Annotated in this window: 15 protein-coding genes; 2 read left to right on the top strand and 13 right to left on the bottom strand. The window is 70.6% G+C overall.

Annotated elements, in window-relative coordinates; all coding sequences use genetic code 11:
* Positions 1–132 precede the first annotated feature (132 nt).
* From ACWD6P_RS06525 to ACWD6P_RS06480, 10 genes are all read right to left on the bottom strand, one after another.
* Entirely contained in the window at positions 133–1,626 is a 1,494-nt protein-coding gene (locus ACWD6P_RS06525) for an ABC transporter ATP-binding protein (RefSeq protein ID WP_451442909.1), read from the bottom strand.
* Positions 1,623–2,393, bottom strand: coding sequence for an energy-coupling factor transporter transmembrane component T (locus ACWD6P_RS06520; RefSeq protein WP_451442908.1), 771 nt, complete (start codon positions 2,391–2,393; stop codon positions 1,623–1,625). Before ACWD6P_RS06520 ends, ACWD6P_RS06525 begins: the two co-directional genes overlap by 4 nt.
* Positions 2,390–3,004, bottom strand: a complete 615-nt coding sequence (locus ACWD6P_RS06515) for an MptD family putative ECF transporter S component (protein ID WP_451442907.1) — start codon at positions 3,002–3,004, stop codon at positions 2,390–2,392. Before ACWD6P_RS06515 ends, ACWD6P_RS06520 begins: the two co-directional genes overlap by 4 nt.
* A gap of 68 nt (positions 3,005–3,072) precedes the next feature.
* The gene (locus ACWD6P_RS06510; protein WP_451442906.1) at positions 3,073–3,792 is read right to left on the bottom strand and encodes a thioesterase II family protein; all 720 of its coding nucleotides are present in this window, start codon (positions 3,790–3,792) and stop codon (positions 3,073–3,075) included.
* 87 nt (positions 3,793–3,879) lie between these two features.
* Positions 3,880–5,595, bottom strand: a complete 1,716-nt coding sequence (locus ACWD6P_RS06505; protein ID WP_451442905.1) for an ABC transporter ATP-binding protein — start codon at positions 5,593–5,595, stop codon at positions 3,880–3,882.
* The gene (locus ACWD6P_RS06500) at positions 5,592–7,391 is read right to left on the bottom strand and encodes an ABC transporter ATP-binding protein (protein WP_451442904.1); all 1,800 of its coding nucleotides are present in this window, start codon (positions 7,389–7,391) and stop codon (positions 5,592–5,594) included. The genes ACWD6P_RS06505 and ACWD6P_RS06500 overlap by 4 nt, the downstream gene beginning before the upstream one ends.
* A gap of 134 nt (positions 7,392–7,525) precedes the next feature.
* Positions 7,526–8,638: a Gfo/Idh/MocA family oxidoreductase gene (locus ACWD6P_RS06495; RefSeq protein WP_451442903.1), complete on the bottom strand. Its 1,113-nt coding sequence runs from the start codon at positions 8,636–8,638 to the stop codon at positions 7,526–7,528.
* The gene (locus ACWD6P_RS06490) at positions 8,635–12,990 is read right to left on the bottom strand and encodes an amino acid adenylation domain-containing protein (RefSeq protein ID WP_451442902.1); all 4,356 of its coding nucleotides are present in this window, start codon (positions 12,988–12,990) and stop codon (positions 8,635–8,637) included. The genes ACWD6P_RS06495 and ACWD6P_RS06490 overlap by 4 nt, the downstream gene beginning before the upstream one ends.
* Complete coding sequence (locus ACWD6P_RS06485; RefSeq protein WP_451442901.1) at positions 12,987–17,588, bottom strand: amino acid adenylation domain-containing protein; 4,602 nt, start codon at positions 17,586–17,588, stop codon at positions 12,987–12,989. The genes ACWD6P_RS06490 and ACWD6P_RS06485 overlap by 4 nt, the downstream gene beginning before the upstream one ends.
* A gap of 84 nt (positions 17,589–17,672) precedes the next feature.
* The gene (locus ACWD6P_RS06480; RefSeq protein WP_451442959.1) at positions 17,673–19,478 is read right to left on the bottom strand and encodes a non-ribosomal peptide synthetase; all 1,806 of its coding nucleotides are present in this window, start codon (positions 19,476–19,478) and stop codon (positions 17,673–17,675) included.
* A gap of 478 nt (positions 19,479–19,956) precedes the next feature.
* Between ACWD6P_RS06480 and ACWD6P_RS06475 the strand changes: the two genes are divergently transcribed.
* Positions 19,957–20,676 (top strand): tryptophan 2,3-dioxygenase family protein, encoded by a 720-nt coding sequence (locus ACWD6P_RS06475; RefSeq protein ID WP_451442900.1) that lies wholly within the window; start codon positions 19,957–19,959, stop codon positions 20,674–20,676.
* Positions 20,677–20,730: 54 nt separating this feature from the next.
* Here the strand turns inward: ACWD6P_RS06475 and ACWD6P_RS06470 are convergent, their stop codons facing one another.
* From ACWD6P_RS06470 to ACWD6P_RS06460, 3 genes are all read right to left on the bottom strand, one after another.
* Positions 20,731–21,231 (bottom strand): winged helix-turn-helix domain-containing protein, encoded by a 501-nt coding sequence (locus tag ACWD6P_RS06470; protein WP_451442899.1) that lies wholly within the window; start codon positions 21,229–21,231, stop codon positions 20,731–20,733.
* A 184-nt stretch (positions 21,232–21,415) separates the two neighbouring features.
* Positions 21,416–21,643: an MbtH family protein gene (locus tag ACWD6P_RS06465; RefSeq protein WP_451442898.1), complete on the bottom strand. Its 228-nt coding sequence runs from the start codon at positions 21,641–21,643 to the stop codon at positions 21,416–21,418.
* A gap of 645 nt (positions 21,644–22,288) precedes the next feature.
* The gene (locus ACWD6P_RS06460; RefSeq protein WP_451442897.1) at positions 22,289–22,984 is read right to left on the bottom strand and encodes a TetR/AcrR family transcriptional regulator; all 696 of its coding nucleotides are present in this window, start codon (positions 22,982–22,984) and stop codon (positions 22,289–22,291) included.
* Positions 22,985–23,177: 193 nt separating this feature from the next.
* Between ACWD6P_RS06460 and ACWD6P_RS06455 the strand changes: the two genes are divergently transcribed.
* Positions 23,178–24,578, top strand: a complete 1,401-nt coding sequence (locus tag ACWD6P_RS06455) for an MFS transporter (protein WP_451442896.1) — start codon at positions 23,178–23,180, stop codon at positions 24,576–24,578.
* The last annotated feature ends 150 nt before the right edge of the window (positions 24,579–24,728 follow it).

Genomic DNA, 24,728 nt, shown 5'->3' with positions numbered 1-24,728 from the left:
ACGAATACCGAAAGAGTAGTAATCGGAACGTTCGCACGGCAATGTTCACCCCACCCCAGTCCATGTGAATTTTGCACGGGGTGGCGAGGACCTTCGGGGAGTCCCGTCAAAGATCCTGACCGGCGACGGCGGTCACCGGATCGGGCGCAGGCTCAGCTCCTGGTCCGCGGCGAGGTCGAGCAGGTCGGCGTCATGGCTGATGAGGACGACCACCGCACCGCCCGCGGCGACGTCGCGCATGGTGCGCGTCATCGATTGCAGGTGGCGGCGGTCGACGCCGGAGCTGGGCTCGTCGAAGATGACGATGCGGCGGCCGCTCAGCCGAGCCGTGGCGACGACCAGGCGCTGCTGCTGGCCGCCGGACAGCGACAGCGGGTGCCGGTCGCCGAAGCCGTCCAGGTCGAGGTCGGCGAGGACGGTGGCGGCGTGTGCCGCCTGGTCCGGAGTCGCGCCGAGGCGCAGTTCGGCGGTGACGCTGTCGGTGAACAGCTGCCGCTGCACGTCCTGCATGACGATCGCGGACTCGCGCTGCCGCTGTGCGCGGGACAGCGGCCGGCCGTCGAGGAGCACCTGGCCGGTATGGCGTTGCAGCCCGGCGAGAATGCGGGCCAGGGTGCTCTTGCCCGCGCCGTTGGGGCCGGTGACGGCGGTGATGACACCGGCGGGCAGCTGCGCTTCCACGATGTCGAGCGCGGGGCGCCCGCGGAATGCGCACCGCACGCCGCGCAGGACGACGCCGGCGCCGTCCGTGTCCGGTCCGGGTGCTGGTGTGGGTGCGGCGGCGGCCTGCTCACCGGCCTTGTCCGCCGGCTCCGCCGCCTCCTCCCGGGGCCCGGCTTCTCCCTGCGCGACGCTGGGTCCGTACGCGCATGCCGGTGCCACCGCCGTTCTTTGGGGCGGGTCGAGGCTGCGCAGTCCCTCCCCGCGCAACATCTCCTCGGTCAGTCCGGGGAATTCGGCCCGGGTCCATTCCTTGGCGACGCGGCCGTCGTGGAGCACCACGATGCGGTCGGCGAGTTCACGCAGATAGTGCAGGCGGTGTTCGGCGATGACGAGGGTCGCGCCCAGCTCCCGGAGGTGTCGCAGCCCCTCGGTGAGATCTGCGATGCCCTGCGGCGACAGGTTGGAGGTGGGTTCGTCGAACAGCAGCAGCGGCGGCCCGTGCGAGATGGCCGCCGCGCACGCCACCCGCTGCTGCTGACCGCCCGACAGCTCCCGCAGCCGGCCGGTGAGATCGGCCAGCCCGAAGTCGGCGATGACCTCGCCGACCCGGTCGCGGATGCGCTGCGGCGGGGTACCGAAGTTCTCCAGCGCGAAGGCCAGTTCGGTGTCGACGGCGTCGGTGAAGAACTGGCGGCGCGGATGCTGCAGCACCGTCCCCGTCACCCGCCCGACCTGTGCCAGATCGGTGATCGGTTCCCCGTCGACGCGGACCTCCCCGGTCAGGGTCCCGTCGTGGAAGTGCGGGATGAGGCCGTTCATCAGCCGCAGCGCCGAGCTCTTGCCCGATCCGCTCGGCCCGCACACCACCACCGTCTCGCCGCGCCGGATGTGCAGGTCGACCCCGTCGAGTACGGCGGTGTCACCGCCCTGGTACACCCACCGGACGTCCTTCAGCTGGATCATCGCCCGGCCCTCCACAGCAGCGTCGCCGCCGCAAGCAGTACCACCACGACCGCGGCCGCCGCGTCGGCGGGGCCGAACCGCGGCGGATGCATCGACGTCGGCCGCGGCTGCGAGCCCAGCCCGCGCAGCAGCGCCGACGCCGAGAGATCCTCCGCCGCGCGCAGACTCGACGCCATGAGCGGCACCGTGAAGTATTCGATGGCGCGGACGGGATGGCGCAGCATCGTCAGCCAGCCGCCGAGCCCGCGCAGCCGCATGGCGTCACGTACCGCCCGCGCCTCGGCGACGATGGTGGGGACGAACCGCAGCAGCACCGCGCCGGACACGGTGAACGCCGACGGCACCCGCGCCGACCGCAGCGCGGCGGTGAGCCGGGTCGGCGAGATGGTCCGGATCAGGTGTGCGGCGATGCCTCCCACCGCCACCAGTCGCAGCGAGAACCCGCCCATGGCCCCGAAGAGGCCGAGCACCGGCCATGCGGCGGCCAGCGGCAGCAGATAGGCCACCGCGGCGGCCGCCCCCGCGGCCACCGGCAACCCGATCGCGCGCCGCCAGGCCCGCTCGGAGAGCGCCAGCAGCACACCGGCGATCAGGGCCGCCGGAACGAACCACACTCCGCCGGGCGACATGATGGTGATGCTCGCGGCCAGCAGGATCGCCACCGCGGTGCGGGGGTCGAGCGCCCCTCGGGAGACGGTCCCCTCCGCTGCGACGGGGACCGTCTCCTTCGGTGCGGCCGGGCCCAGCTGCGTACTGGCGCTGGTCACACCAGCCCGGCTTTCCGGAAGTGCTTGTTCAACAGCCGGAGTCCCAGCGCACCGCCGATCAGGCCGAACACCAGCGTGGACACGTCGAATGCGATCAGCACGGCCGGGGACAGCAGGGCGTCCAGCTGCTCGACGTAGTCCGCGCCCATCTCCTTCATGTACGGGCTGGACAGGAAGTCCTCGCGGGCATAGAGCATCGGCATGAACAGGCCGGCGAACCAGGTGCTGAACACGGCATAGGCGAGCACACTCAACTGCCGCGAACGGTAGCGGCCCAGGTACAGCAGCGCCTCGGCGACCAGCGCCGCCGCCACCCCGATCGCGAGACTGACCGGCGGACTCCCGATGAGAAGCATGAAGCCGCTCACGATGACGGCGAATACGGTCACCATGCCGGCATGCCGTACTCGGGTGAGGAAGAGCATGAACGGCACGCCCGCCGCGACGATGCTGACCGCGCTGGTGACCAGCGTCATCACGGGGCTGATGAATTCCAGCGCGTTGAACACCCCCACCGTCACGATGTAGAGCGCGCCGAAGATTCCGATGTTGATGAGGTCCCTTGGGCTCATCCGGAAATCGATGCGGTGATCGATGGTTTCGACGGTCACGGTGTCACTGCCCTCATCTCGGCTGTAGGAATGTGTTCGGCGCCGCCCCGGCCGGTCGGCGCGAGCGGTCACGGCATGGACGGCCATGCGATCGCCGACGCCTCGGACGCCATGCGTGCCTGCGCCGTGAGGAGTTCGATGACCGGGTCGCGGTGCTCGTCCAGATAGAAGTGACCGCCCTCGAAGGTGCGGATGTCACACGAGCCGTCGGTGACCTCGCGCCATCCCTCGGCCTCCCATGGATCGATCTCGGGATCCCGATCGCCGTAGAGCACCGTGACCGGGATGCGCAGCCGCTCACCGGGGGCGGGCCGATAGGTCTCACTCAGCCGGTAGTCGCCCCGGATGATGGGCAGGAACGCCTGGATGAGCGAGGCGTTGTCGAGGATGTCGCGATGCGTTGCCTCGGTGCGGCGCAGTTCCTGGACCAGCTCGTCGTCGCTGCCGAGATGCACCCGGCCCGGCCTCGTCAGCTGCGGGGCGGGGTGCCCCGACACGACCAGTCCCTTGGGCGGCCGGCCCGCCGCCGAGAGCCGGCGGGCCACCTCGTAGCCGACGGCGGCCCCCATGCTGTGCCCGAACAGGATGGTCGGAAGCGGCGGTCCGTCGTCCGGCAGATCGGCCGCCAACGCGGCGGCGATGCCCTGGATGTCCGCCGGCACCGGTTCGGAGTAGCGGTCCTCCCGGCCCGGGTACTGGGCGGAGAGGAATTCGATGTCCCAGGGTGCCGCCGCGGCCCAGGGCCGGTAGTAGCTCGCGCTGCCGCCGCCATGCGGAAACAGCAGCACTCGGGCCCGGGCGTACGGCCGCGGCGCGAGGCGGCGAAACGCGCCGGCGCGACGGTCCCGTGACAAAGGATCGGCAACCATTTCGACTTATTCCCCCGCTGCCGGTGCCATGGAAATGTTCCAGAAGGCGGCGTAGCGGCCCTCGCGGCGCAGCAGCTCGTCGTGGCTGCCCTCCTCGACGATCCGGCCGCCGTCCACGAAGACCACGCGGTCGGCGCGTCGGACGGTCCGCATCCGGTGCGCGACCATCACCACGGTCCGGCCCGCCATCAGGCGCTCGATCCCCTCGTGGACGGCGGCCTCGTTGACCGGGTCCAGTGCGGAGGTCACCTCGTCCAACAGCACGATGGGCGCGTTCTTCAGCAGCGCTCGCGCGATCGAGACACGCTGGCGCTCACCGCCCGACAGCAGCGCGCCGCCCTCACCGACATCGGTCGCCCATCCGCCGGGCAACCGCTCGATCACCTCGTCCAGCCGCGCCGCGGTCGCTGCCGCCCGTACCTCGGCGTCGGAGGCGTCGGGGCGGCCGAGGCGCACGTTCTCCTCGATCGTGCCGTCGAAGAGGTAGACGTTCTGGAAGACGATGGCGATCTGCGACATCAACACCTCGGTGTCGATGGAGCGCACGTCGACGCCTCCCACGCGCACCGCGCCGGCGTCCACGTCGTAGAACCGTGCGAGCAGCTGGAGCAGGGTGCTCTTGCCCGCGCCCGAGGGTCCGACGACGGCCAGCCGCTGCCCCTGGGGCAGGGACAACGACACCTCGTCGATCACCGTGCGGTCGCCGTGCCGGAAGGCGACGGAGTCGAACTCCAGGTCATGGCGTTCCGGGCGGATCGGTTCGCGGGCCTCCGGCAGCGGCTCGGTGCGCAGGACCGTGTCGAGCCTGGCCAGCTCGGAGCGTGCGCCGCGGAGTTTGCCGCCGATGTCCGACAGCGACAGCAGCGGATCCGCGCAGCGTGCGGCCAGCACCAGGATCGTCAGCACCTCCGCGGCACCGATGTTGCCGCCGAGCGCGAGGTAGGCGCCCAGGATCAGCAGCACGGTGAACATCGTCTGCACCGCGAGCGTCAGGCCCACCGCGCCGGGCAGCGCCGACAGCGTGGCGCGGCGGGACGCGCGCTGGACCTCGCGCAGCGAGTCGTCGAGCAGCCGGAAGCGCTCGCCGGTCCGGCCGCCGGCGCGCAGCACCGGCTGGGCCTGGAGGAATTCGATGACGCGCCCGGTGGCGTCATGGTCGCGTTCGGCGCGCTCGGCGTCGCCGGCGGCCATCGAGCGTCCCGTCCAGATCTGGATGGCCGCCACGATCGGTACGGCGACCAACGCGGCCAGCCCCATCTGCCAGTTGAAGGCGAGCATCACGGCGACGATCGTCAGCGGGGTCACCGACGCGGAGACGAACGGTGCCAGCAGATGCGCGATCACGCTCATCGCCTGCAGGACGCCGCGGCTGGCCAGGACGGAGACCTCCCCGACCCGGCCTGCGCTGTACCAGCCGATGGGCAGGCGGGCCAGATGGTCGCCCAGACGGTGGTACATGCCGCCCAGCAGCGAGGCCCCGACGCGGAATCCGGACAGGTCACTGGTGTAGCGCAGCGCCGCGTAGACCACGAACGCGACACCGAACGCGATCAGCCAGGGCCAGGCGTCGCCGGGGTTGCTCCCGAACAGTGCCCGCAGCACGGGAACCAGCAGTGCGTAGGACAGGCCCTCGGCGATCGCGGTCGTCGTCATCAGGGCCACGGTGCGTCGCATCGGCCGGGCGTACTCGTGGCCCAGCACGCGCAGCAGCATTCGAATCATCGGGACTCGTCTCCTTGCAGTACGCCACCGTGGTGTTCGCCCTCGTCGGCCATCGCCGCTTGGTGGGATTGCCAGAACGCGGCGAACTTCCCGTTCTTCGCGAGCATTTCGGCGGGCTTGCCGCTCTCGACGATCTCGCCGTTGTCGAGCATCACGACGGTGTCGGCGTCGGCGACCGTCTCCAGGCGATGGGCGATGACCAGGATCGTCCGGTCGTTCCCCAGCGTCGCCAGTGCCTGGCGTACCGCCTGTTCGGTCTGCGGGTCGGCGAAGGCGGTCGCCTCGTCGAGCACCAGGACGGGCGCGTCGGCGAGCAGTGCGCGGGCGATCGAGATCCGCTGGGCCTCGCCGCCCGACAGGCCGGCTTCCTCGCCGATCACCGTTTCGTATCCGTGCGGCAGTTCGAGGATCCGGTCGTGGATGTTCGCCAGCCGGGCGACGCGCACCACGTCGTCGAGGTCGGCGTCGGGCACCGCCAGGGCGATGTTGTCCGCGACCGACGCGCGCAGCAGGCGAACGTCCTGGAAGACGAACGAGACCGTTTGGTAGAGCTCCCGGCTGCCGAGCTCGCGCAGATCGACGCCGCCGAGGACGACGGAGCCCTCGGTCGGGTCGAAGAACCGCGGCAACAGCTGGACCAGCGTGGACTTTCCGCTGCCCGACGGCCCGACGACCGCGGTGACCGTCCCCGGTTCGAGCACCAGGTCGATTCCGCGCAGCACCTCGCGGTCGGCTTCGTAACCGAATCGGACACCACGCAGCTCCACCCGGTGTCCCTGCGGCGCGACCGGGTGCGCGGGCTCCGGCAGCGACTGCACCCCGAGCACGTCCCGGATGCGGCCGATCGCGGCCCGGGCGGCCTGCAGCTCGTCGAAGCCGTGGCCGAGGGCCGCCACCGGAGCGGTCAGGCCCAGTCCGAGCAGCAGGAAGGGCAGCAGGTCGGCGGGGGCCAGCCCGTCGCCCGTGATCAGCGCCGTACCGCCGATCAGCACGACCAGCAGCACGAACGGCGGCGAGAGCACCAGCTGCATCCCCGCGGCAGGCGCGGAGATGCCGCGCACCCAGCGGCGGAAGATGCTGACGAAATCGTCCGCGGCCGTGAGGAACTTGCGGTGGGAGCGCTCGGCTCCGCCGAACGCCTTCACCACGGCGATGCCCTGGACGAACTCGATGACCGAACTGGAGATCCGCCCCATGGCCGCGTCGTACTCTTTCTGCTCGCGCTCCCGGGCCGGGGTCATCATCAGCGGGACCATCGCCATGGCCAGCACCACCGGTACCAGCGTGATCAGGGTGAGCCGCCAGTCGATGGTGAACAGGTAGACCAGCGACACCAGCGGAACCACGAATGCGGAGACGAGCTCGCCGGGGGTGTGGGCGATGAACGGGTGCACCGCACTGACGTCCTCCCCCACCACCTTCGCCAGCTCGCCGGTCCGGCGCCGGGAGAACCAGCCGATCGGTACCCGCCCCAGCTGCGCGGCCAGCTGCCGACGGAACGTCAGTTGCACCTGGCCGTCGACGATGTGCCCGATGCCGGACGACGCGGCCGTGAACAGCAGCCGGACGAACATGCCGACCGCACCCGCGATCACGACGACCTGGACATGATCATGATCGATCGGGCCGGGCACCAGCAGGGTCCGCCCCAGTTCGACGACCGCCAGCAGCGGCGCCAGACCCGCGAGGGCGCCGATCACCTGCAGGATCACGAGGGCCGCAAAGCTCCAGGCATACGGGCGCAACAGCCGTTTGATGCTCGGTTTCGCTGCGGAAGCGGCCTCCGATAACGGCATGGACCGCTCCCTCACCGCAGCGGGGTCGATCGCATTCATCGGTCTCCCATCCATTTTGAAACGCGTTCCGATATTACGTTACCCCGGACCGGCCCGATGAGCCACCAACAGGAGGACACAGCGTCGGACAACCCTCAACAACCGCCCGGAGAACGGCCGTTCCGCAGATCGGCGACCGTCAGCGGGTCTCCGGAATCGGGGTGGGCCACCTCGGGATACCCCAGCGCCTCGGTCAGCTCCTTCCAGGCACGGGCGACGGTCAGATGGCGCTGGCTGCCGTGCAACGGGTCCACCCCCGTGTCGATGCGCTCGCGCAACGCGTCCATGGCTGCCAGCACCCCGTCCCCCCACACCTCGTGCAGGACGGTCGCCCAGGTGGGCGTCTCGGCCGCGCCCACATAGCCGCCGGTGACGCCGAGACCGTGCGGCCACCGCTCCGCCCCGTCCGACAGCCCCGGGAGGAACTGTCCGGTCGCGTCCTCCGGCAGGTGCAGCACCGGGCTCCAGATCACCGGGCCATGGGTGTTGGCCAGCATCAGGTTGCCCGCGTCGGTGCCGATGGTGATCCGGTGCAGCAGCAGGCTGGAGCTGTCGTCCCCCGCCTGCATCCGGTTCTCCACCCGCAGCGTCAGCGGAACACCCGCGATCTGCCCGTCCACACCGACCAGCGGGCGACCGGCCTGGCCGGCGGGCGGAGCGAGCGACCAGGGCCGCAGACCGTCGAAGATCCCGGCCAGGATGTCGAGCAGATCGAAGGAGACCTGCACCGCGCACATGGCGTCGACGAACACCGGCCGGCGCAGCTGGACCAGCCGACGAGCGGCCGAGATGAACCGCCGGACCGGTTCGAGGTGCGGATAGAAGGTGTTGACCTGGTACTGGACCCCGGCCCGGCGCGCCACCCGCAGACAGTCCGCCAGCTCGGTCGGGTGCACCGGATGCTCCTGGAGCACATGGATCCCGCGCTCCAGCAGGGCCTGGGCCAGCTCGACGCCCCGGCCGCCGCCGACCGCGGTCGACACCACGACACAGGCGGCGTCGATGTCCTCGGGCAGCTGCTCGACCGTGTCGTACAGCGGGACGCCGTACTCCTCGGCGAGCGCCACGGACCGGGCGCTGCCCCGTGCCACGATGCCGGCGAGCCGGTAGCGCCCGGGCTCGGCGCGGGCGAGGGCCGAGAGGTAGACCTGGCCGAAGCGCGTACCGCACACGACGACGCGCATCGGGCCCGATGTCGCGCGCGTCATCGGCCCTCCCCCTGCGGCGAGGTGATCGCGTCCGCCGTCCGCGACACATGCGGCGCCTGGAGACAGCTGAAGTGATCGCCGGGGAGGTCGACCACCGTCAGGTCGCCCAGGCACACCTCGCGCCAGAACCGGGTCGCATCGTCCTGCGGGCCGGGGATGAGGCCGGTGGGCCCGGCCGGGCGGAGGAAGGTGATGTCCCCCGCGTACGGTTGCGGCTCGTAGCACGCCACCGCCTCAAGCGTCCGCGCGAAGACAGTGTGCATGGCCGCGACCTGACCGCTGTCGCCGCGCGCCGGGTCCGCACCGGCGAGTGCGTCGTGCAGCTCCGCCCGGCGTTCGGCGGTGTCCCGCCGTCCGAGGGCACAAAACCGCTCGGCGACCGTTTCCAGCTGCTCGTCCCCCGCCACCCGCCCGAGGGCACCCTCCGCCAAGGCCGTCGGCGAACCGGCCAGCGCGGCCGTGAGAGCCCGGCCGACCGCCGCCTCGTCGGCGGGCCAGCCGAGGGCCGCCGGGTCGGCACCCATCGCCCGCGCGAAGAGGTAGTCCACCGCGAGTGCGTCGTGCAGCGGGTACGGAATGCGGTGGCTGGACACGAGGGTCAGCCGGCGCACCGTCACATTCGCCTCGCTCAGCGCCCGGGCCAACTCCAGTGCGACCGGGCCGCCGAGGCAGTAGCCGATGATCTCGACGTCGTCGAATCCGGCGGCCTGCACCTCGCGCGCGTAGCCGGCGGCCAGCTCCTCGATGAGGTCCGGCGCGGCGAGGTCGAGGAGACGATCACTGTCGGGTACGGCGAGCCCCAACAGCGGTGCTCCTGCGGCGAGTTCGGTGATCAGCGCCTGGTGGGGCGCCAGGGTGCCCGATCCGTCGTGTACGAGCAGCCGCACCGGTCCCCGCCCCGATCCGCCCAGCGGGATCAGCGGCGACTGCCGGGCCGCCGCAGTCGTCACCGGGGCGGGCACCGACGCGACGGCGGACTGCAGCCACTGGGCCAGACCGGCGACCGTGGGCAGGTCCAGCAGAGCGCGCAGCAGCACGTCGAAGGTGACCTGCGCCGCCTCGGGGAGGCGTTCGCGCACCTGGCCGACGAACTGCGCCGCCAGCAGCGAATTGCCGCCGGCGTCGAAGAACCCCTGGTCGCGGCTGGGCAGTTCGCCGCCGAGCACCTCGGCCCACAGCTGTGCGAGCTGCCCTTCCAGGCCCGGCCGCGGCGGCTCGCAGGACTCGCCCCGCGGCGCGCCGGGCACCGGCGCCGACGCGAGCAGCCGCTTGCGGTCGACCTTTCCGTTGGGTGTCAGCGGCAGCGTTTCGACGATCTGCACCCGCGCCGGAACCATGTGCGCGGGCAGGCGTTCGGCCACCCATCCGATGAGCTCCGTGCCGTCGGCGGGCTCGGGCTGCTGCCGCGGTATCACAAAGGCGATCAGTGCCCGCTCGAACGCGTCACTGCCCGCTGCCAGCGCCACGCAGGTGCCCACCATCGGGTGCTCGCCGAGCACCGCCTCGATCTCGCCCAGCTCGATCCGGTGTCCGCGGATCTTGATCTGCTGATCCGCGCGGCCGGAGAACTCGATCTCGCCGTTCGGCAGATAGCGGCCGAGATCACCGGTGCGGTACAGCGGCTCCGCCGTCTCCGGGTGCCGGATGAAGCGCTCCGCGGTCCGCTCGGGGTCGTGGAGATAGCCCGTCGCCAGGCCGGTACCGGCGATGTACAGCTCGCCGACGACGAGGTCGGGCCGGTCCCGCAGCGCGGCGTCGAGCACATGGAAGCGCTGGTTCGCCAGCGGAGTTCCGTACGGAATGCTGCGCCAGTGCGGTTCGACGGTCTCGATGCGGTGGTAGATCGACCAGATCGCCGCCTCCGTCGCCCCGCCCAGGCTGACCAGCTCGGCGTCGGGGACATGCCGTCCGGCGTGACCGGGCAGCGACAGCGGGATCCAGTCGCCGGACAGCAGCGCCAGCCGCAGGCTCGCGAGCCGGGCGGGTTCGACGTCCAGATAGTGCATCAGCATCTGCAGCTGCGCGGGGACCGAGTTCCACAGCGTCACACCGTGCTCGGCCACCATCGCGGCCCAGTGCGAGGGGTCGCCGCGGCGAGCGGGGTCCGGCAGCACCAGGGTGGCGCCGACGGCCGGCGGGCCGAACAGGTCGTAGACCGACAGGTCGAAGCTGAGCGCCGCCAGGCCCAGCACCCGGTCACGGTCGCCGACGCCGAAGCGGTGATTGATGTCGTGCACCGTGTTGGCCGCGGCGTGGTGGCTGATCATCACGCCCTTGGGTACGCCGGTCGAACCCGAGGTGTGCATGACGTAGGCGAGTTCCCCGGGTGCCACCGAGGGGCCGTCGGGAATCTCGGCCAGCGGGACCGGCCGCACACCGGCCACTTCCACCGCCCGGACGCCGGGCGGTGGCGCGCCGGTCGCGGCGTCGGCGACGACCGCGAACCCGGCACCGCTGTCGGTGAGGATCCGGTCCCGGCGGACCCTGGGCTGGCCGAGGTCGACCGGAACGTACACACCGCCCGCGAGGAGCACACCGAGCACCCCGACGGCCTGTTCCCGGCTCTTGTCGATCAGTACGCCGACGAAGTCGCCGGGGCGGCACCCCGCGGCCCGCAGCCGCTCGGCCACCGCGGCGGCGCGCCCCAGCCACTGCCCGTAGGTCAGCGATCCGGCGGTGTCGATCACCGCGACCCGGTCCGGGAGCGCGCGTGCGTACGCCACGAGCGGGTCGTGCAGCAGACCGTCCGGCGCCGGCGCCCGCGTCGCGTTCACCGCGGTCCGGCGGGTGCGCTGCCGGTCCGGCAACGGCTGCGGATCCACCGCCTCCCACGGGCCGTCGCTCCCGGCCAGCCGGTGCAGCAGCCCCTCGAACGCGGCGAACATCTCGTCCACCATGCCGTCGGGGAAGATCCCCTCCCGCACGTCCCAGTTCATGTCCAGGCCGCCGTACTGGTCGCCGACCTGGCAGTCGATCCACACCTGCGGTGTCTGGCTGATGCCGTACACCGGTCGCGTCTTACGGCCCGCCGCCGATACCGCGACGCCCCCGACACCGATGCTTCCGGTGAACACCACCGGCAGCACCGCCGCCTCACGCCCGCGGCGCCGGGTGAGCTCGCGCAGCACCTCCACTCCGCTGCACAGCCGGTGATCGAGGTCGTCGAAGACCCGCTCGCCCAGTGCGCGGGCCCGTTCGGCGAAGCTCTTCCTGCCCTCGTTTTCGACGGCGAGCAGGCTCAGCGAGGTGAAGTCGCCGAGCAGCCGGTCCACCTGCGGATGCAACGGCATCCGGTTGAGCACGGGCAGCCCGAGGCAGAACCGTTCGGCGCTGCTCCAGCGGCCGATCGTCTCCGCGTACGCCGCCAGTACCGCGTTGGCCGGGGTGATGCCGTGCTCGGCGGCGCGCGCCTTCAGCGACTGCCACACGCGGTTGTCCAGCGTCGCCGTCAGACGGCGGAAGCGCGGCGGCGTCGCCGCCGGATCGTGGTCGTCGCGCAGCGGCAGCGCCGGCGCGCCGGGCAGCTCGTCGAGGCGGTTCCACCAGTACGCGCGGTCGCGGGCGTAGCGTTCGGTGTCCCGCAGCCGGCGCTCGGCGAGCACATAGTCCCGGAAGGTGGCTTCCACCGGGGGCAGTTCGCAGTCGGGCTGCTGGTAGCGGCGGTCCAGCTCGGTCAGCACCTGCTGCATGCTGAGCCAGTCCAGGGCCATGAAGTCCACCGACACATGCAGCACGCTGCGCTCGGTGGCCAAGGTCAGGCGCAGCTCGTACATGGGGCGTTCGCCCGCGGGGTGCACCTTGTGGGAGAGCTCGTCGCGGACGGCGGCGATCGCCTTGTCGACCGTTTCGCCGGCCGCTCCGCGCAGATCGGCGGCCTCGATGCCGGTGTCCCGCAGGACGGGCAGGACACGCTGGGTGCCGTCCTCGGAAATGACCGTCCGCAGGGTGTCGTGGCGCCGCACCAGGCCGTCCCACGCCTGCTGCAGCCGGTCCGGATCCAGATCCGCCGGATACTCGAACTCCAGGTAGATATGGCAGGAGACGCCGCCGTAGTCGAAGGCCGCGTTGCGGCCGAACAGATAGGCCGACTGGATGTCGGTCAGCGGGAAGGGCTCTTCGCGCGCCTCGGGCCGGGCCTGCCACACCGGATCGCCGCCGTGCGGCCGCCCCGCTTCGGGGCTCGCGGCGGTGTCGGCCATGACGGTCAGCAGCTCCGCCTTGCAGCGGCGCAGCTCCGTCAGACGCCGGTCGGTCATCGCGCCGCGGGGAGCGCGGAACCGCAGCTGCTGCCCCTCACGCCACAGGCGGATACCGGCGCCCCGGAACTCTTCGAGCAGATCGTTGGCGTTCACACCGCACCTTCTTCGCAATCGTCGCCGTTGTCCCAGCCGTCGGCCGGCCGCTCGCCGCCGGCGGAACCGAGCCGGTCGATCAGCACGCTCAGCCCGGCGACGGTCGGTGTGCGCATGACCTCGCGCATGGGCAGTTCGACGCCCCACGCCCCGCGCACCTCGGCGACGAAGCGCGTCGCGAGCAGGCTGTCGCCGCCGAGCCGGAAGAAGTTCTCGTCCCGGCCCACCGAATCCAGCCCGAGCAGCTTCGTCCACCGTTCGGCGACGAAGGTCTCGGTGACGCCCTGCGGCGGATCGCCCACCTCACGCGGCCGGTCGACGGACTGTTCGAGCACGGTCTGGATCTGCCGCCGGTCGACCTTTCCGTTGGCGCTGAGCGGCAGCACGGGCAGCACGGCGAGGTGCGCGGGAACCATGTGTTCGGGCAGCCGGTCCGCCGCCCATCGGCGCATCTGCTCCGCGTCGATTCCGTGCGCCGTCGCGGGCCGGTCCGCGACGAGCAGGATCTCGCCGGTGGCCTCGGTGCGCAGCACCCGGACGTCACCCAGTCCGGCCTCGGCGCAGGCCCGTGTCCATCGCTCGCGGCCGTACAGCCAGGCGGAGTGCGGCCGTTCCTCGTCGAACCTCCCCGCGCGCGCCTCCAACGGCAGGGCGGTGACCAGCGCGAGCGGCGTCGGGTACTCCCGTTCGAGCAGGTAGAGGCGCCCGCCCGGCGCGAGCAGCAGGGCCATGGTGGCCGCGGCCGCCTCCGGGTCCGGCATCCGGTGCAGGACGTTGTTCGCCACGACGGCGTCGAAGACGTGGACGTGTTGCGCGGCGATCGCGGCGGCGCCCTGCAACGCGGTGCGCGTGATGTGCCCGTGCTCGTGCAGCAGGGTCTCGGCCCTGGCCAGGGCCGGTTTCGAGGCGCCGAGCAGCGTGTACTCGACCGTGTCGGCGGCGAGTTCCGCGAGCAGCCGCGCGGTGCCGCGGCCGCCGGTCACGTCCCACTCCGCGACGGCGCAGGGCGCGGTGCCGGCGGTACGCTCCCGCAGGTCGTGCGCGACGGCCCCGAGGCAGCCGGCCGTCCCCGGCATCAGATCGTTGAGGGCCTCCGGAGCCAGTACCGGGTCGTCCAGCAGCGCGGTGGCGTCGGCATCGCCGGAGAGGACGGCCGTGAAGAGCGGCCCGGCCCATTCCAGCGCGGTGGCGACGGCCTCCAGGCGTGTCCCCTGGGTCGCTTCGCGCACCTGCTTGATCCACTCCGGGCGGGTGACCTCGTCCCATCTGGGGCCGTGCTGGTACGCCGCGTCGTTCCGGCGTACCAGCACGGAGCGCTGTGCGAGGTAGTCGAGCCAGATGTCCACCACCGGACGTTGTTCGGCGCAGACGGACGCATACCGTGCCGCGCCGCCGTCGGGCCCGACCAGCGGTGCGACGACCTCGGCGAGCAGCACCTCCACCAGGTGGTGCTCGTGCAGATGCGGATCGGACTCCGTTGCCACGCCGGTCGCCGGCGGCAGGAACGCGCCGCTTCGATGCCCGTCCCCGGCGGTGCGGCCGGCGTCCGCCTCGCCCCGGTCGGGCGCCGACGAGCGTTCGACCAGGGCGGCGACCACCTCCCGGCGCCCTTCGGTGAACGGGACGGCCACGGCCTGCGCCACCGCGGGATGCGCCTGCAGGCAGGCTTCGATCTCCCCCAGCTCGACCCGGAATCCGTTGATCTTCACCTGGTGGTCGAGACGCCCGAGGAACTCCAGATTGCCGTCGGGCCAGTAGCGGCCGAGATCCCCGGTGCGGTACCAGCGCTCGCCGTCCCGCTCGGGGAAGCGTGCCGCGGTCAGCTCGGGATCACCCCGGTAGCCCAGAGCGACACCGGTGCCGCCGATCCAGAGCTCGCCCGCCACCCAGTCCGGGCAGTCCCGGCCGCGGCCGTCCACCACTCGGAACTTCTGGTTCCGCAACGGCTTTCCGTAAGGGATGGACCGCCAGCCGTCCGGCACCGCGGTGACCTCGTACGCGTTCGACCAGATGGCTGCCTCGGTGGCGCCGCCGAGGGCGACCAACCGGCACCGGCCGCCCGACGCGCGGTCCAGCCGGTCGGGCAGGTCGAGCCCGACCCAGTCGCCGGACAGCAGGGCCAACCGCATCGTGGCCGGGAGCGACGCGTCGTCGGCCGCGGTCAGCACCATGTCGAGCAGCGCCGGGACGGTGTTCCAGACGGTCACCGCATGCCGTCGGCACAGGGCCAGCCACTCGTTGGCATCGCGCCGGCCGGACTCCGACACCAGGACGGCGGCGCCGCCCACCGCGAGGAATCCGAAGACGTCCCACACCGACAGGTCGAAATCCAGCGCGGACACCGCCAGCACCCGGTCGCCGGCCCCGATGGCGAACCGCTCGTTGATGTCCTCGACGGTGTTCACCGCAGCGCGATGGCTGACCTCGACCCCCTTGGGAAGGCCCGTAGAGCCCGAGGTGAAGATCACGTAGGCGGTGTCGCCGGGGTCGGCGGGCACCGGTGCGCTCAGTGGTCGCGCGCGCATCGCCTCCTCGATCGGCAGTACCTCGGTACCGTCCCCGGCCGGCTCCAGGAGCCCGCTGCCGTCGAGAACCACGCGGGCGCCACTGAGTTCGAGGATGCGGGCGCGCCGCTCGGCCGGCTGGTCCACGCCGATGGGCACATACGCGGCCCCCGCGGCGAGGACGCCGAGCACCGCCGCGATCTGCTCGGCGCCCTTCGGGGCGATCACGGCGACGTACGCACCGCGGCCGACACCGCGCTCCACGAGCGCACCGGCGATGCCCAGCGCGCGCCGCGCCAGCTCGTCGTGGGCCATCGCCGCCGTCTCGCCCCACAGCAGGGCCGGCTGCCCGGCGCGCGCGGCGGCCCCCTCGAAGAACGCGGTGTGCAGGAGGTTCCCGGTCACCGTGCGGGTCTCCGCATTGACCGCCACCCGCTGCCGGCGCTGCGCGGCGGGCAGCGGTATCTCCGGCAGCGTGGTCTCCCACCCGCCGTCCAGCAGGCCGCGGAGCAGCGTCTCGTAGGCGCCGAGCATCGCGTCCAGCACACCGTCCGGGAAGAGCTCCTCGACGGCGTCCCACACCAGCAGCACACCACCGTCGCGGGTGCGGTAGACCTGATGGTCGAGCCAGATCTGCGGCGTCTGGGAGATCATCCACGTCGCCTCGCCGAAGCGGTCCGCGAACGCGTCCGGAACCAGCGGGGCGGACAGGTCGCACGCGAAGACGACCGGCGCCGTGCGGGGCGCGTCCAGGTCGGTGCGGTGGAAGTCGCGCAGCACGTCGACGCCGGAATAGGCGGAGTTGCCGATGTCCTCGTGCATCTGCTTCTGCATGGTGCGCGCGCAGTCGGCGAAGCTGCCGCCGGACAGGTCGACCTCGACCAGCACCAGGCCCGTGAAGTCGGCCACGATGCGGTCGATCTGGGGGTGTGCGTCGAGATCGCGGTCGAACAGCGGCAGATTGAGCAGGAAGTGGTCGTCCCCGCTCCACCGCCCCAGAATCATGGAGTACGCCGTGGCCAGCACCACCGACGGGGTCAGACCGGCCTCGCGCGCCCGTCGCTCCATGACGCGCCACTCGTCTGCCGTGAGCGCACAGGAGCGGCGGGCGAACTTCGGTACGGCGACGGTTTCGGGGTCGGTCGCCAGCGGCAGCTTCGGCCCTCCCGGCAGCGACGGCAGCCTCTGCTGCCAGTACGCGCGGGCCCGTTCGCGTTCCGCGGCGCGCCTCCCGTCCTGGTCCGCGAGATAGCGGCCGAAGGTGTACGTGAGGTCGTCCAGGCTGCCGGGGTCGTCGTACAGGGCGGCCAGATCGGCGAGCAGCACGCGAATGCTGGCCAGGTCGGAGGCGAGCAGATCGACATTGAAGTGGAGCCGGTCCATCGCCTCGGGGAGCCGGGTCAGCTGGACGTCGATGACCTCGCCCCGCTCGACGTTCAGCCGCCGGTGCGACAGCCGGTCACGCAGCGCCAGCGCCGCGGTCATCGCCTCATCGCCCGCGAGACCGCCCAGGTCGTGGACGGTCACGCCGGGCCAGGAGGACTCCGGCATGACGTGCTGGGTCGCGTCGTCGGCGAACGCGACGCGCAGCATGGGATGCCGTTGGATCAGGGCTCGTACGGCCGTCTCAAGGCGCGGCAGGTCCACCTGCGCCACGTCGAATTCCAGGTAGGCATGACAGCTGACGCCGCCGAGCGGCTGGTCGTCGGCACGGCCGATCAGATATGCCTGTTGCACCGCCGTGAGCGGAAAGGGCTGGTCCGCCCGGTCGGTGTGTGCCGTGCCGGGAGTCGGCGGCTGTGGTGCCGGCGCGGCGTCGGCGGCGGGAGCCAGCAGTGCGAACCATGCCGACAGACGCGGATCGTCGGACAACTGCGCGAACTTGATCTCGGAACCCGCACGGCTGAGTCGCGTCGCCAGTCTCATCATCTCCAGCGACTGCAAGCCGAGTTCGAAGAGATTGCTGTCGTCGTCCGCCTCGGTCAGCTCGATGCCCAGCAGATCGGACACCACGCGGCGCAGGGCGTCCCGGTCCATCCCGGCATTCGTGGCGACGAGAGCCCCCGCGCCGCCGTCAACATTCTCCGATGACATTCCCAAGCTCCCTTGCACGCTATCCACTCCGCAGCGCCATAACCCAAGCCAGTGGTCAGGCATTTACGCATGTGCTTTACCTGGTCAGACCTGCTCGGCCTGCTCGCTCTGCTGGGCCTGCTTTGCCTGCTCGGCCTGCTCCATGAGCTGTGCCAGCTCGGCCAGACTCCCGGCCGCGAACATCGATCGCATCGGCACGGTCACCCCGATTTCCTTGCGAATCCGGCTGGCCAGTTTCGCCACGAGCACGGAGTGGCCGCCCAGATCGAAGAAATTGTCCTGTGGGGTCACTTCGCTGATCTTCAGCGTCTCCCGCACCATGACGCACAGCAGCTGTTCGTAGGAATGCGCGTCGTTCGCGCCGTTCACGTCCTTCGCGTCGGACACGGCGGGAGGCGGTACGGGATGGGTGTCGGCCGTGGAACGCGATGCCCGCTCGGCGAGCGCTTTTCGATCGACCTTCCCGTTCAACAGGGTCGGGAACTTTTCGAGCACGACGATGTTCGAGGGAACCATGTGCTCGGGAAGTGCGCGGCGCGCGTACTCGCGCAGTTCCGCCTCGGGGACGACCTGCCGCGCCGACGTCTTGACGTAGGCGACGATGTGCTCGGTGGAGACGTCGTCACCGCCCACGGCCGCGACGACGATCTCCACCGCCGGGTGGCTTTCCAGTCGCGTTTCTATCTCGCCGAGTTCGATGCGGAAACCGCGGACCTTCACCTGGTTGTCGATCCGGCCGGTGAAATAGAGCGCGCCGTCGGCCTCGTGCCGGCCCCGGTCCCCCGACCGGTACATTCGGCTTCCGGGCGGGCCGTAGGGATCGGCGACGAACCGGCTCGCGGTCAGGCCCGGGCGGTTCAGATAGCCGCGGGCCACTCCGGTTCCCGCCAGGAACAGTTCGCCCTCCCGGCCGTCGCGGAGGTCGCGGAGACCTTCGTCGAGCACATAGACCGCGCCGCCGTCCCACGGCGTCCCGATGGTCACCTCGTCCTGGACGCCCTCGACCGGCCCGCCGATCGTCGCGCCCACGGTCACCTCGGTCGGGCCGTAGGCGTTGTAGAGACGCCTGCCCTTGGACCACTCCTCGGCCAGGGCCCTGGTGCAGACATCGCCGGTGGAGGTGATCGTGCCGTCGAGCAGCAGCCCCTCGCTCTCGGTGATGCCCAGCGCCACCGGCGGCAGCACCGCATGGTCGATGTCGTACGTCAGCATGGTCTCGCGCAGCGACTCCCCCGGCATCAGCTCGTGTTGCTCGGCCATCACGAGCGTCGCGCCCTGCAGCAGCGCCAGCGCGAAGTCCCAGAACCAGGCGTCGAAACTGAAGGACGCCCATTGCAGTACCCGCTCGCCGGGACCGACCCCGTAGTGCTTCGCCTGAGTGGAGACCAGGTCCGCCACACCGGCGTGACTGACCGCGACGCCCTTGGGGACACCGGTCGAGCCGGAGGTGTAGATGACATACATGAGGTGGGCGGGCGTCAGCGGGGCCAGCCGCTCGTCCGCGGCGATGTTGTCGCTGCGCTCCTGCTCGTACGAGGCCTCGAAGCGCGGGTCGTCGAGCACCAGCTCCGGCACGTCCAGGTCCAGTGAGGTGACGCCCTCCGTCCGCAGCAGCAGGACCGGACGCGCGTCCACGACCATGTGCGCCAGCCGCCCGGCCGGATAGCTCGGGTCCAGCGGCAGGTACGCGCCGCCGGCCTTCAGCACGGCGAGCACCGCGACGATCAGCCGGGCCGACCGTGGCACCGCGACCGCGACCAGTGAGTCCGGCCCCACGCCGGAGGCGATCAGCCGCCTGGCGAGTCGGTTCGCGCTCGCGTTCAACTCCGCATAATCAACGACGGTCTCTCCGAAAATGACCGACGGAGTATCACCCGACGTGGCAACCACGGACTCGAATAGATCCGAAACAGTATCCAACTCCGCTCCGCCTCCGACACAGAGTTCCAGAATGGTTAATGCGGGAACGCGGTTCGCGAGCTTGGCGGCCCGCCGTCTTCTTCCCGCTTCTCGTATACCGGCGTCACCGATCATCGGTATGGAGGCCCACCGGCACAGCCATCGCGCCGGGTGACAGTCACCGACGATGACACGGAGCCCGGCCGGCCGACCGAGCCGTGAAAGAACTCTTTCTCCGAAAGCTCACGAGGTCCCCGGTCACTCCATGATGAGGCGGTGCCTGGCAACGCTGCTCCGCCACCGGACCGGTTCGGCGCAGCCGTCGTTCGTATGGATTGCCCCAGGCCACGGGCGATCGGGGGCGACTCCGCAAGTCCGACCATCGCCTTCTGCGCAGAGCTTTCCACGCTGACCGTAGGGGCGGGCACCATACGCTCGATCGAGTTCGTCACGGAGAGAGGGAATCAAAGTGACCGACGAACTGAACTATCAGAATTACCTTGAGCTGGATACTTTGCTGTCCCTCCAGAAGCCCCGCGCGGCCGGATCCGCGGCCATGAAGTCCACTGTGCTGTCGGAGCAGTTCTTCATCATCGCGCACCAGGCGAGCGAACTGTGGCTCACACAGATCATCGCCGACCTGGAAGCCGTCATCGATGCCTTTACGACGACCGACGACACGTCCCACGCGGAATGGGTCGTCGATCTCCTGCAGCGTTCCTCGGAACTTCTCCGTGTGCTGCACTGCCAGTTGACCGCCCTCGACCGGTTGCCCCTGCGTGACTTCGCGATGTTCCGGCCGTTGCTCGGAACGGCGAGCGGGGCGCAGTCACAGCAGTTCCACCGGCTGGCACACCTGCTGGGCAACGCCGAGCACGAAGGTCCCCTCTATGAATCGTTCGCCGCGTGGGTGGCCAGGTCAGGGCACACCGTTTCCGACCTTGCCCGGCGCGGTATCGACGCGGAGATCTACTACCGGATCATCGAGGCACTGCTCGACGTCGGCAACGGCTACTGGCGCTGGCAGGGGAGCCATATCAGCCTGATCACAAGGGTGATGGGCAACCACGCCGGAACGGGCGGCACATCGGGAGCAAGCCACTTGGCCAGCCGCTGCACCCTCCCGTTCGCGAAGCTGCGCGAGCTGCGCAGCCAGGCGCACATCGGTCTCAGCGTCGCCACGCCCTGACCGCCACGGGGCCTGCGCCGTCGGCCGACGGCGCACCCATGCCGCCCGCGGGCGTTAGAGGGGTTCGAGGACGAAACCGCGTCCCCAGACGTTGCGCACCGAGAGCCCGACGAGCTGCAGGCGTCGCCGCAACCGCATGACGTGCAGGTCCAATGCGTTGCTGGACGAGCTGGAACCGGAATTCTCGAGAATTTCCCGCAACTCCGTGCGGTAGATGATCTGGCCGTATCGGGCCACCAGCGGCGCCAGCATCTCGCACTGCGTCAAGGAGAGCGTGACGGATGATTCCTTGAAGTAGAGGATTCCCGCCGGGTCCAGCACGGGCTTCGACTTGAGAACGGCCCGGGCAGCCAGCTGACGCAGCCGCGCCTGCAGATCCTCCTGGACGATGGGAGGACGCACCCAGTCCTCATGGAGGCTGAGGTGCTCCGGCGGAGACGCGCCGTGCTCGACCACCAGAAGACAGAGATGCCCCCGGACCTTACATTGCTCCCGGATATTGCTTTCCGCGGGCCAGCGAACGAATTTGACCCGATCCTTCACATCTACCTTCACAGGTATCCCCCAAGCAACCTTGTTCCGTTGAAATCGAGAAGCAGGACTCTCAACCGCACCGTTTTCCAGTCGGCCATCGACATGCCATCGGATCGGCGCACGTCATCAGGCGTATGCGGGGCCCGGCGGCCACCGCTGTGATCACCGCAGCTCGGTCACGCCGCGGCAACTCCCCCACCGGCGCTCACGCGGACGCGCCACCGTGCGCGGCCATCGCGTCGCGCAGGCTCTTCGGCCGCATGTCCGTCCAGGCCTGGTCGATGTGCTCGATGGTCTTCGCCCGCGTCGCCGGTCCGTACACCACCCGCCAGCCATCGGGAACGGGGATGTCCTGCGGCCAGAGCGAGTACTGCTCTTCGTCATTGCGCAGCGCCAGGTAGTCCCGGCTGTCGTCCTCGAACGGATTGGACATGCGTAAACCCCTTCATCGAGCAGGAATATGCTGAACTTGCCGGTACTGGACAGCGGTCGGAGAATTGAGTCGGCCGTCCATCAGAACGCCGTCCATCAGAACGCCGCCCACCGGAAGCGGTGGACGGCATCGCCTTGTTGCAGACCGATGGAATATCAGCGCCGACGACCCGGCACAATCGGCGCAATCATCGATCCGCGTCACTCCGAATAACCACGAATAATCCGCCAGTCCCCCCTCTGGCTCGGTCCCGAGAAGCGATATCGACGTTAGCAGTCGGCGATCACACCGAGACAGATTCACTCCACATTCGTGCCCGTGCGTTTTGCATATGCGGACTGAAGGAACTCTGCTTGACAGGGCCTCGCCTGGCCTCTTCCGGGCCGCGGCAGGCGCCGCGGCCGGTGCGCCACCGCACAGGCCCGGCACCCCAACGCCGCCGACACCGCCCTCGCGATGCCGACCGCTCCCCCGCTGGACACGATGGCCGGCGCGCCGGTCCGCGTCGCGCCCGCACCTGAGCCCGCGCCCGCACGATGCGTCAATTCCCTTGCGGGAAAGCCGACTTCGTCACCGCGGAAGAAATTCCCCCCAATTACCGGGAGAGGGGGCGAACTCTCCGACCGGCAATGCTTCTCAGCGAATTCAGGGCCGCGTTGTGGCCGCCGTGGCCTGGGTGAGTAGTCCGTCGACGAAGGCCCGGAGTCCGAGGGGGTAGGTGTCCCGCGAGGCCAGCGCCGCCCATTGGTCGCCGAGGGCGGCCAGGTGCGGCAGTCGGGTTGCGCCGAGGCCGCCGGAGAAGGCGTCGTGGAAGGCGGACTGCCCCTCGGCCGCCGGCTGGCGGGCGGAGTGCGCACGGACGAGGATCTCGCCGACCGTGTAGTACCAGATGCTGCGGAAGACGTGGACGGCCTGCTCGGGTGTGCACCCGTGGTCGATGGCTCCGGCCACGATGGTTTCGACCAGCCACAGGGCCGAGTCGCTGAGCCGGGCGATGAAGCCGTCGGCCGTGAGGATCTCCGCGGCCCACGTCCAGGCCGCGAGGGCGTCGTGGATCGCGGTGGCGGACACGATGATGCGCTCGCGCGGCTCGTCGGGCAGCTCGGGGTGCGGGATCTGGTCCGCGTATTCGTGGATCAGCAGGAGCAGCAGGTCTTCCTTGTCCCGCACGTGGTGGTACAGGGTCGTCGCCCCGATGCCGATCTCGGCGGCCAGCTTACGGATGGTCAGGTTCTTCCAGCCGTGCCGATCGATGAGCCGGCGGGCCGCCGTCAGGATCTGCGTACGGGAGGTCACGGGTGGTCGGCCGACGCGGCCGTGCGCTGCATTGGATCGGGGCACCGTCCCATCATGCCTTTCCCTCGAACCGGGAGGGCTCCGACCTCCGCGCTCGACAGCCGGCCGGCCCCGGTGGTAATTTCGGAACGTGTTTGAAAATTATGCCACGACCCGGAGGGGCTGAGTTGCGGTGACGGAGTTAGCAAGCGAAACGGCTACCGAGCGGGCCGCTCGGCCAGGGCTCACCCTCGCCGCGGTGGCCGTCGTGCAGTTCATGGTGTCGCTGGACCTGTCGGTCGTGAATGTCGGACTTCCCCAGATCAGCGACGGCCTCGGCTTCAGCGAAGTGGGCCTGACCTGGGTCATCCACGCCTATGCCCTCACCTTCGGCGGGCTGCTCCTGCTGGGCGGCAAGATCGCCGACCGGTACGGCCACAAGCGGATCCTGCTGCTCGGGCTCCCCGTGTTCGGCCTCGCCTGCCTGCTGGGCGGCTTTGCGCAGGCCCCCGGCCATCTGGTGGCCGCCCGCGCCGTGCAGGGTGTCGGTGCCGCCACCCTGGCTCCGGCCGCGCTGGCACTGCTGGCCCGGACCTTCCCGAGCGGCAAGCCGCGCATCAAGGCCTTCGGCGTATGGAGCGCGATGAACGCCGCCGGTGGCGCCTTCGGCGTTCTGATCGGCGGTCTGCTCACCGAGTACGCGGGCTGGCAATGGGTGATGTTCATCAACGTCCCGATGGCCGCCGGCGCACTGGCCCTGGCCTGGCGCGGCGTCGCCGCCGACCAGCCCACCGCGCGGCGCGGCCGCCCGGACGTGCTGGGTGCCGTCCTGGCCACGGCGGGCATGACCCTGCTCGTGTTCGGCATCGTCCGCACCGACCAGTACGCCTGGACCTCGGCGGTCACTCTGACGACGCTGGCGATCGCCGTCGTACTGCTGGCCGCGTTCCTCTACATCGAGCGGACCACCGCCCGCGACCCGCTGATCCGGCTCGGTCTGTTCAGCAACCGCTCGGTCGCCGGAGCCAACGCCTACAACCTCCTCCTCGGCGCCTCCATGGCCTCGTCCTTCTACTTCGTCTCCCTCTACCTCCAGCGAGTGCTGGGGAGCGGTCCGGCCCTGTCCGGGATCCAGTTCCTGCCGCTCGCGCTCGGCGTGGTCGTCGGCTCCGTACTCGCCATCAAGTTCGGCTACCGCTTCCCCGCCCGGAACCTCCTGATCGGTGGCGGGCTGCTGACCGCGGCCGGGTTCGCCTGGTTCGGCATGATGAGCGCCGACGGCTCCTTCGTCACCGACGTGCTGGGCCCGTCGATCGTCACCAGCATCGGATTCGGGCTCTGCCTCGGACCGGTGGTCTCCACCGCCACCGTGGGTGTCGCCCCGCACGAGACGGGCACCGCCTCCGGCATGCTCAACAGCACACGCCAGATCGGCGCCTCCCTCGGACTGGCCGCGCTCGGCACCGCCGCCCATGAGCGCACCGGACGGACCGGCACGCCCGAGGCCCTCAGCGACGGATATGCGCTCGGCATGACGATCGGCGCCGTACTCCTGGTCGGTGCCGTCGTCACCGCACTCACCGTCCTGCCCCGCACCAGCGCCGCGGCACCGGCGCCGGCACAGCAGGACGACCGCGAGAAGGTCCCCGACCGGGAGTAGCCGGCCGTACCGCACCGGCGGCCGACGCCGTCGCTGCGCCACCGCATCCGGGCCCGGCGGGCTGGCAACGACCAGCCCGCCGGGCCGCTGCGCAGATGCGCACCGAGCGGGGGAAAGGAACGGGCAAGAGTCCGGGCAGCGGGCCAAGCG

The organism is Streptomyces sp. NPDC002446 (assembly GCF_053595675.1).
Note: the sequence above shows the minus strand (reverse complement) of the source record. Positions and strands in the feature narration are given on the sequence as shown.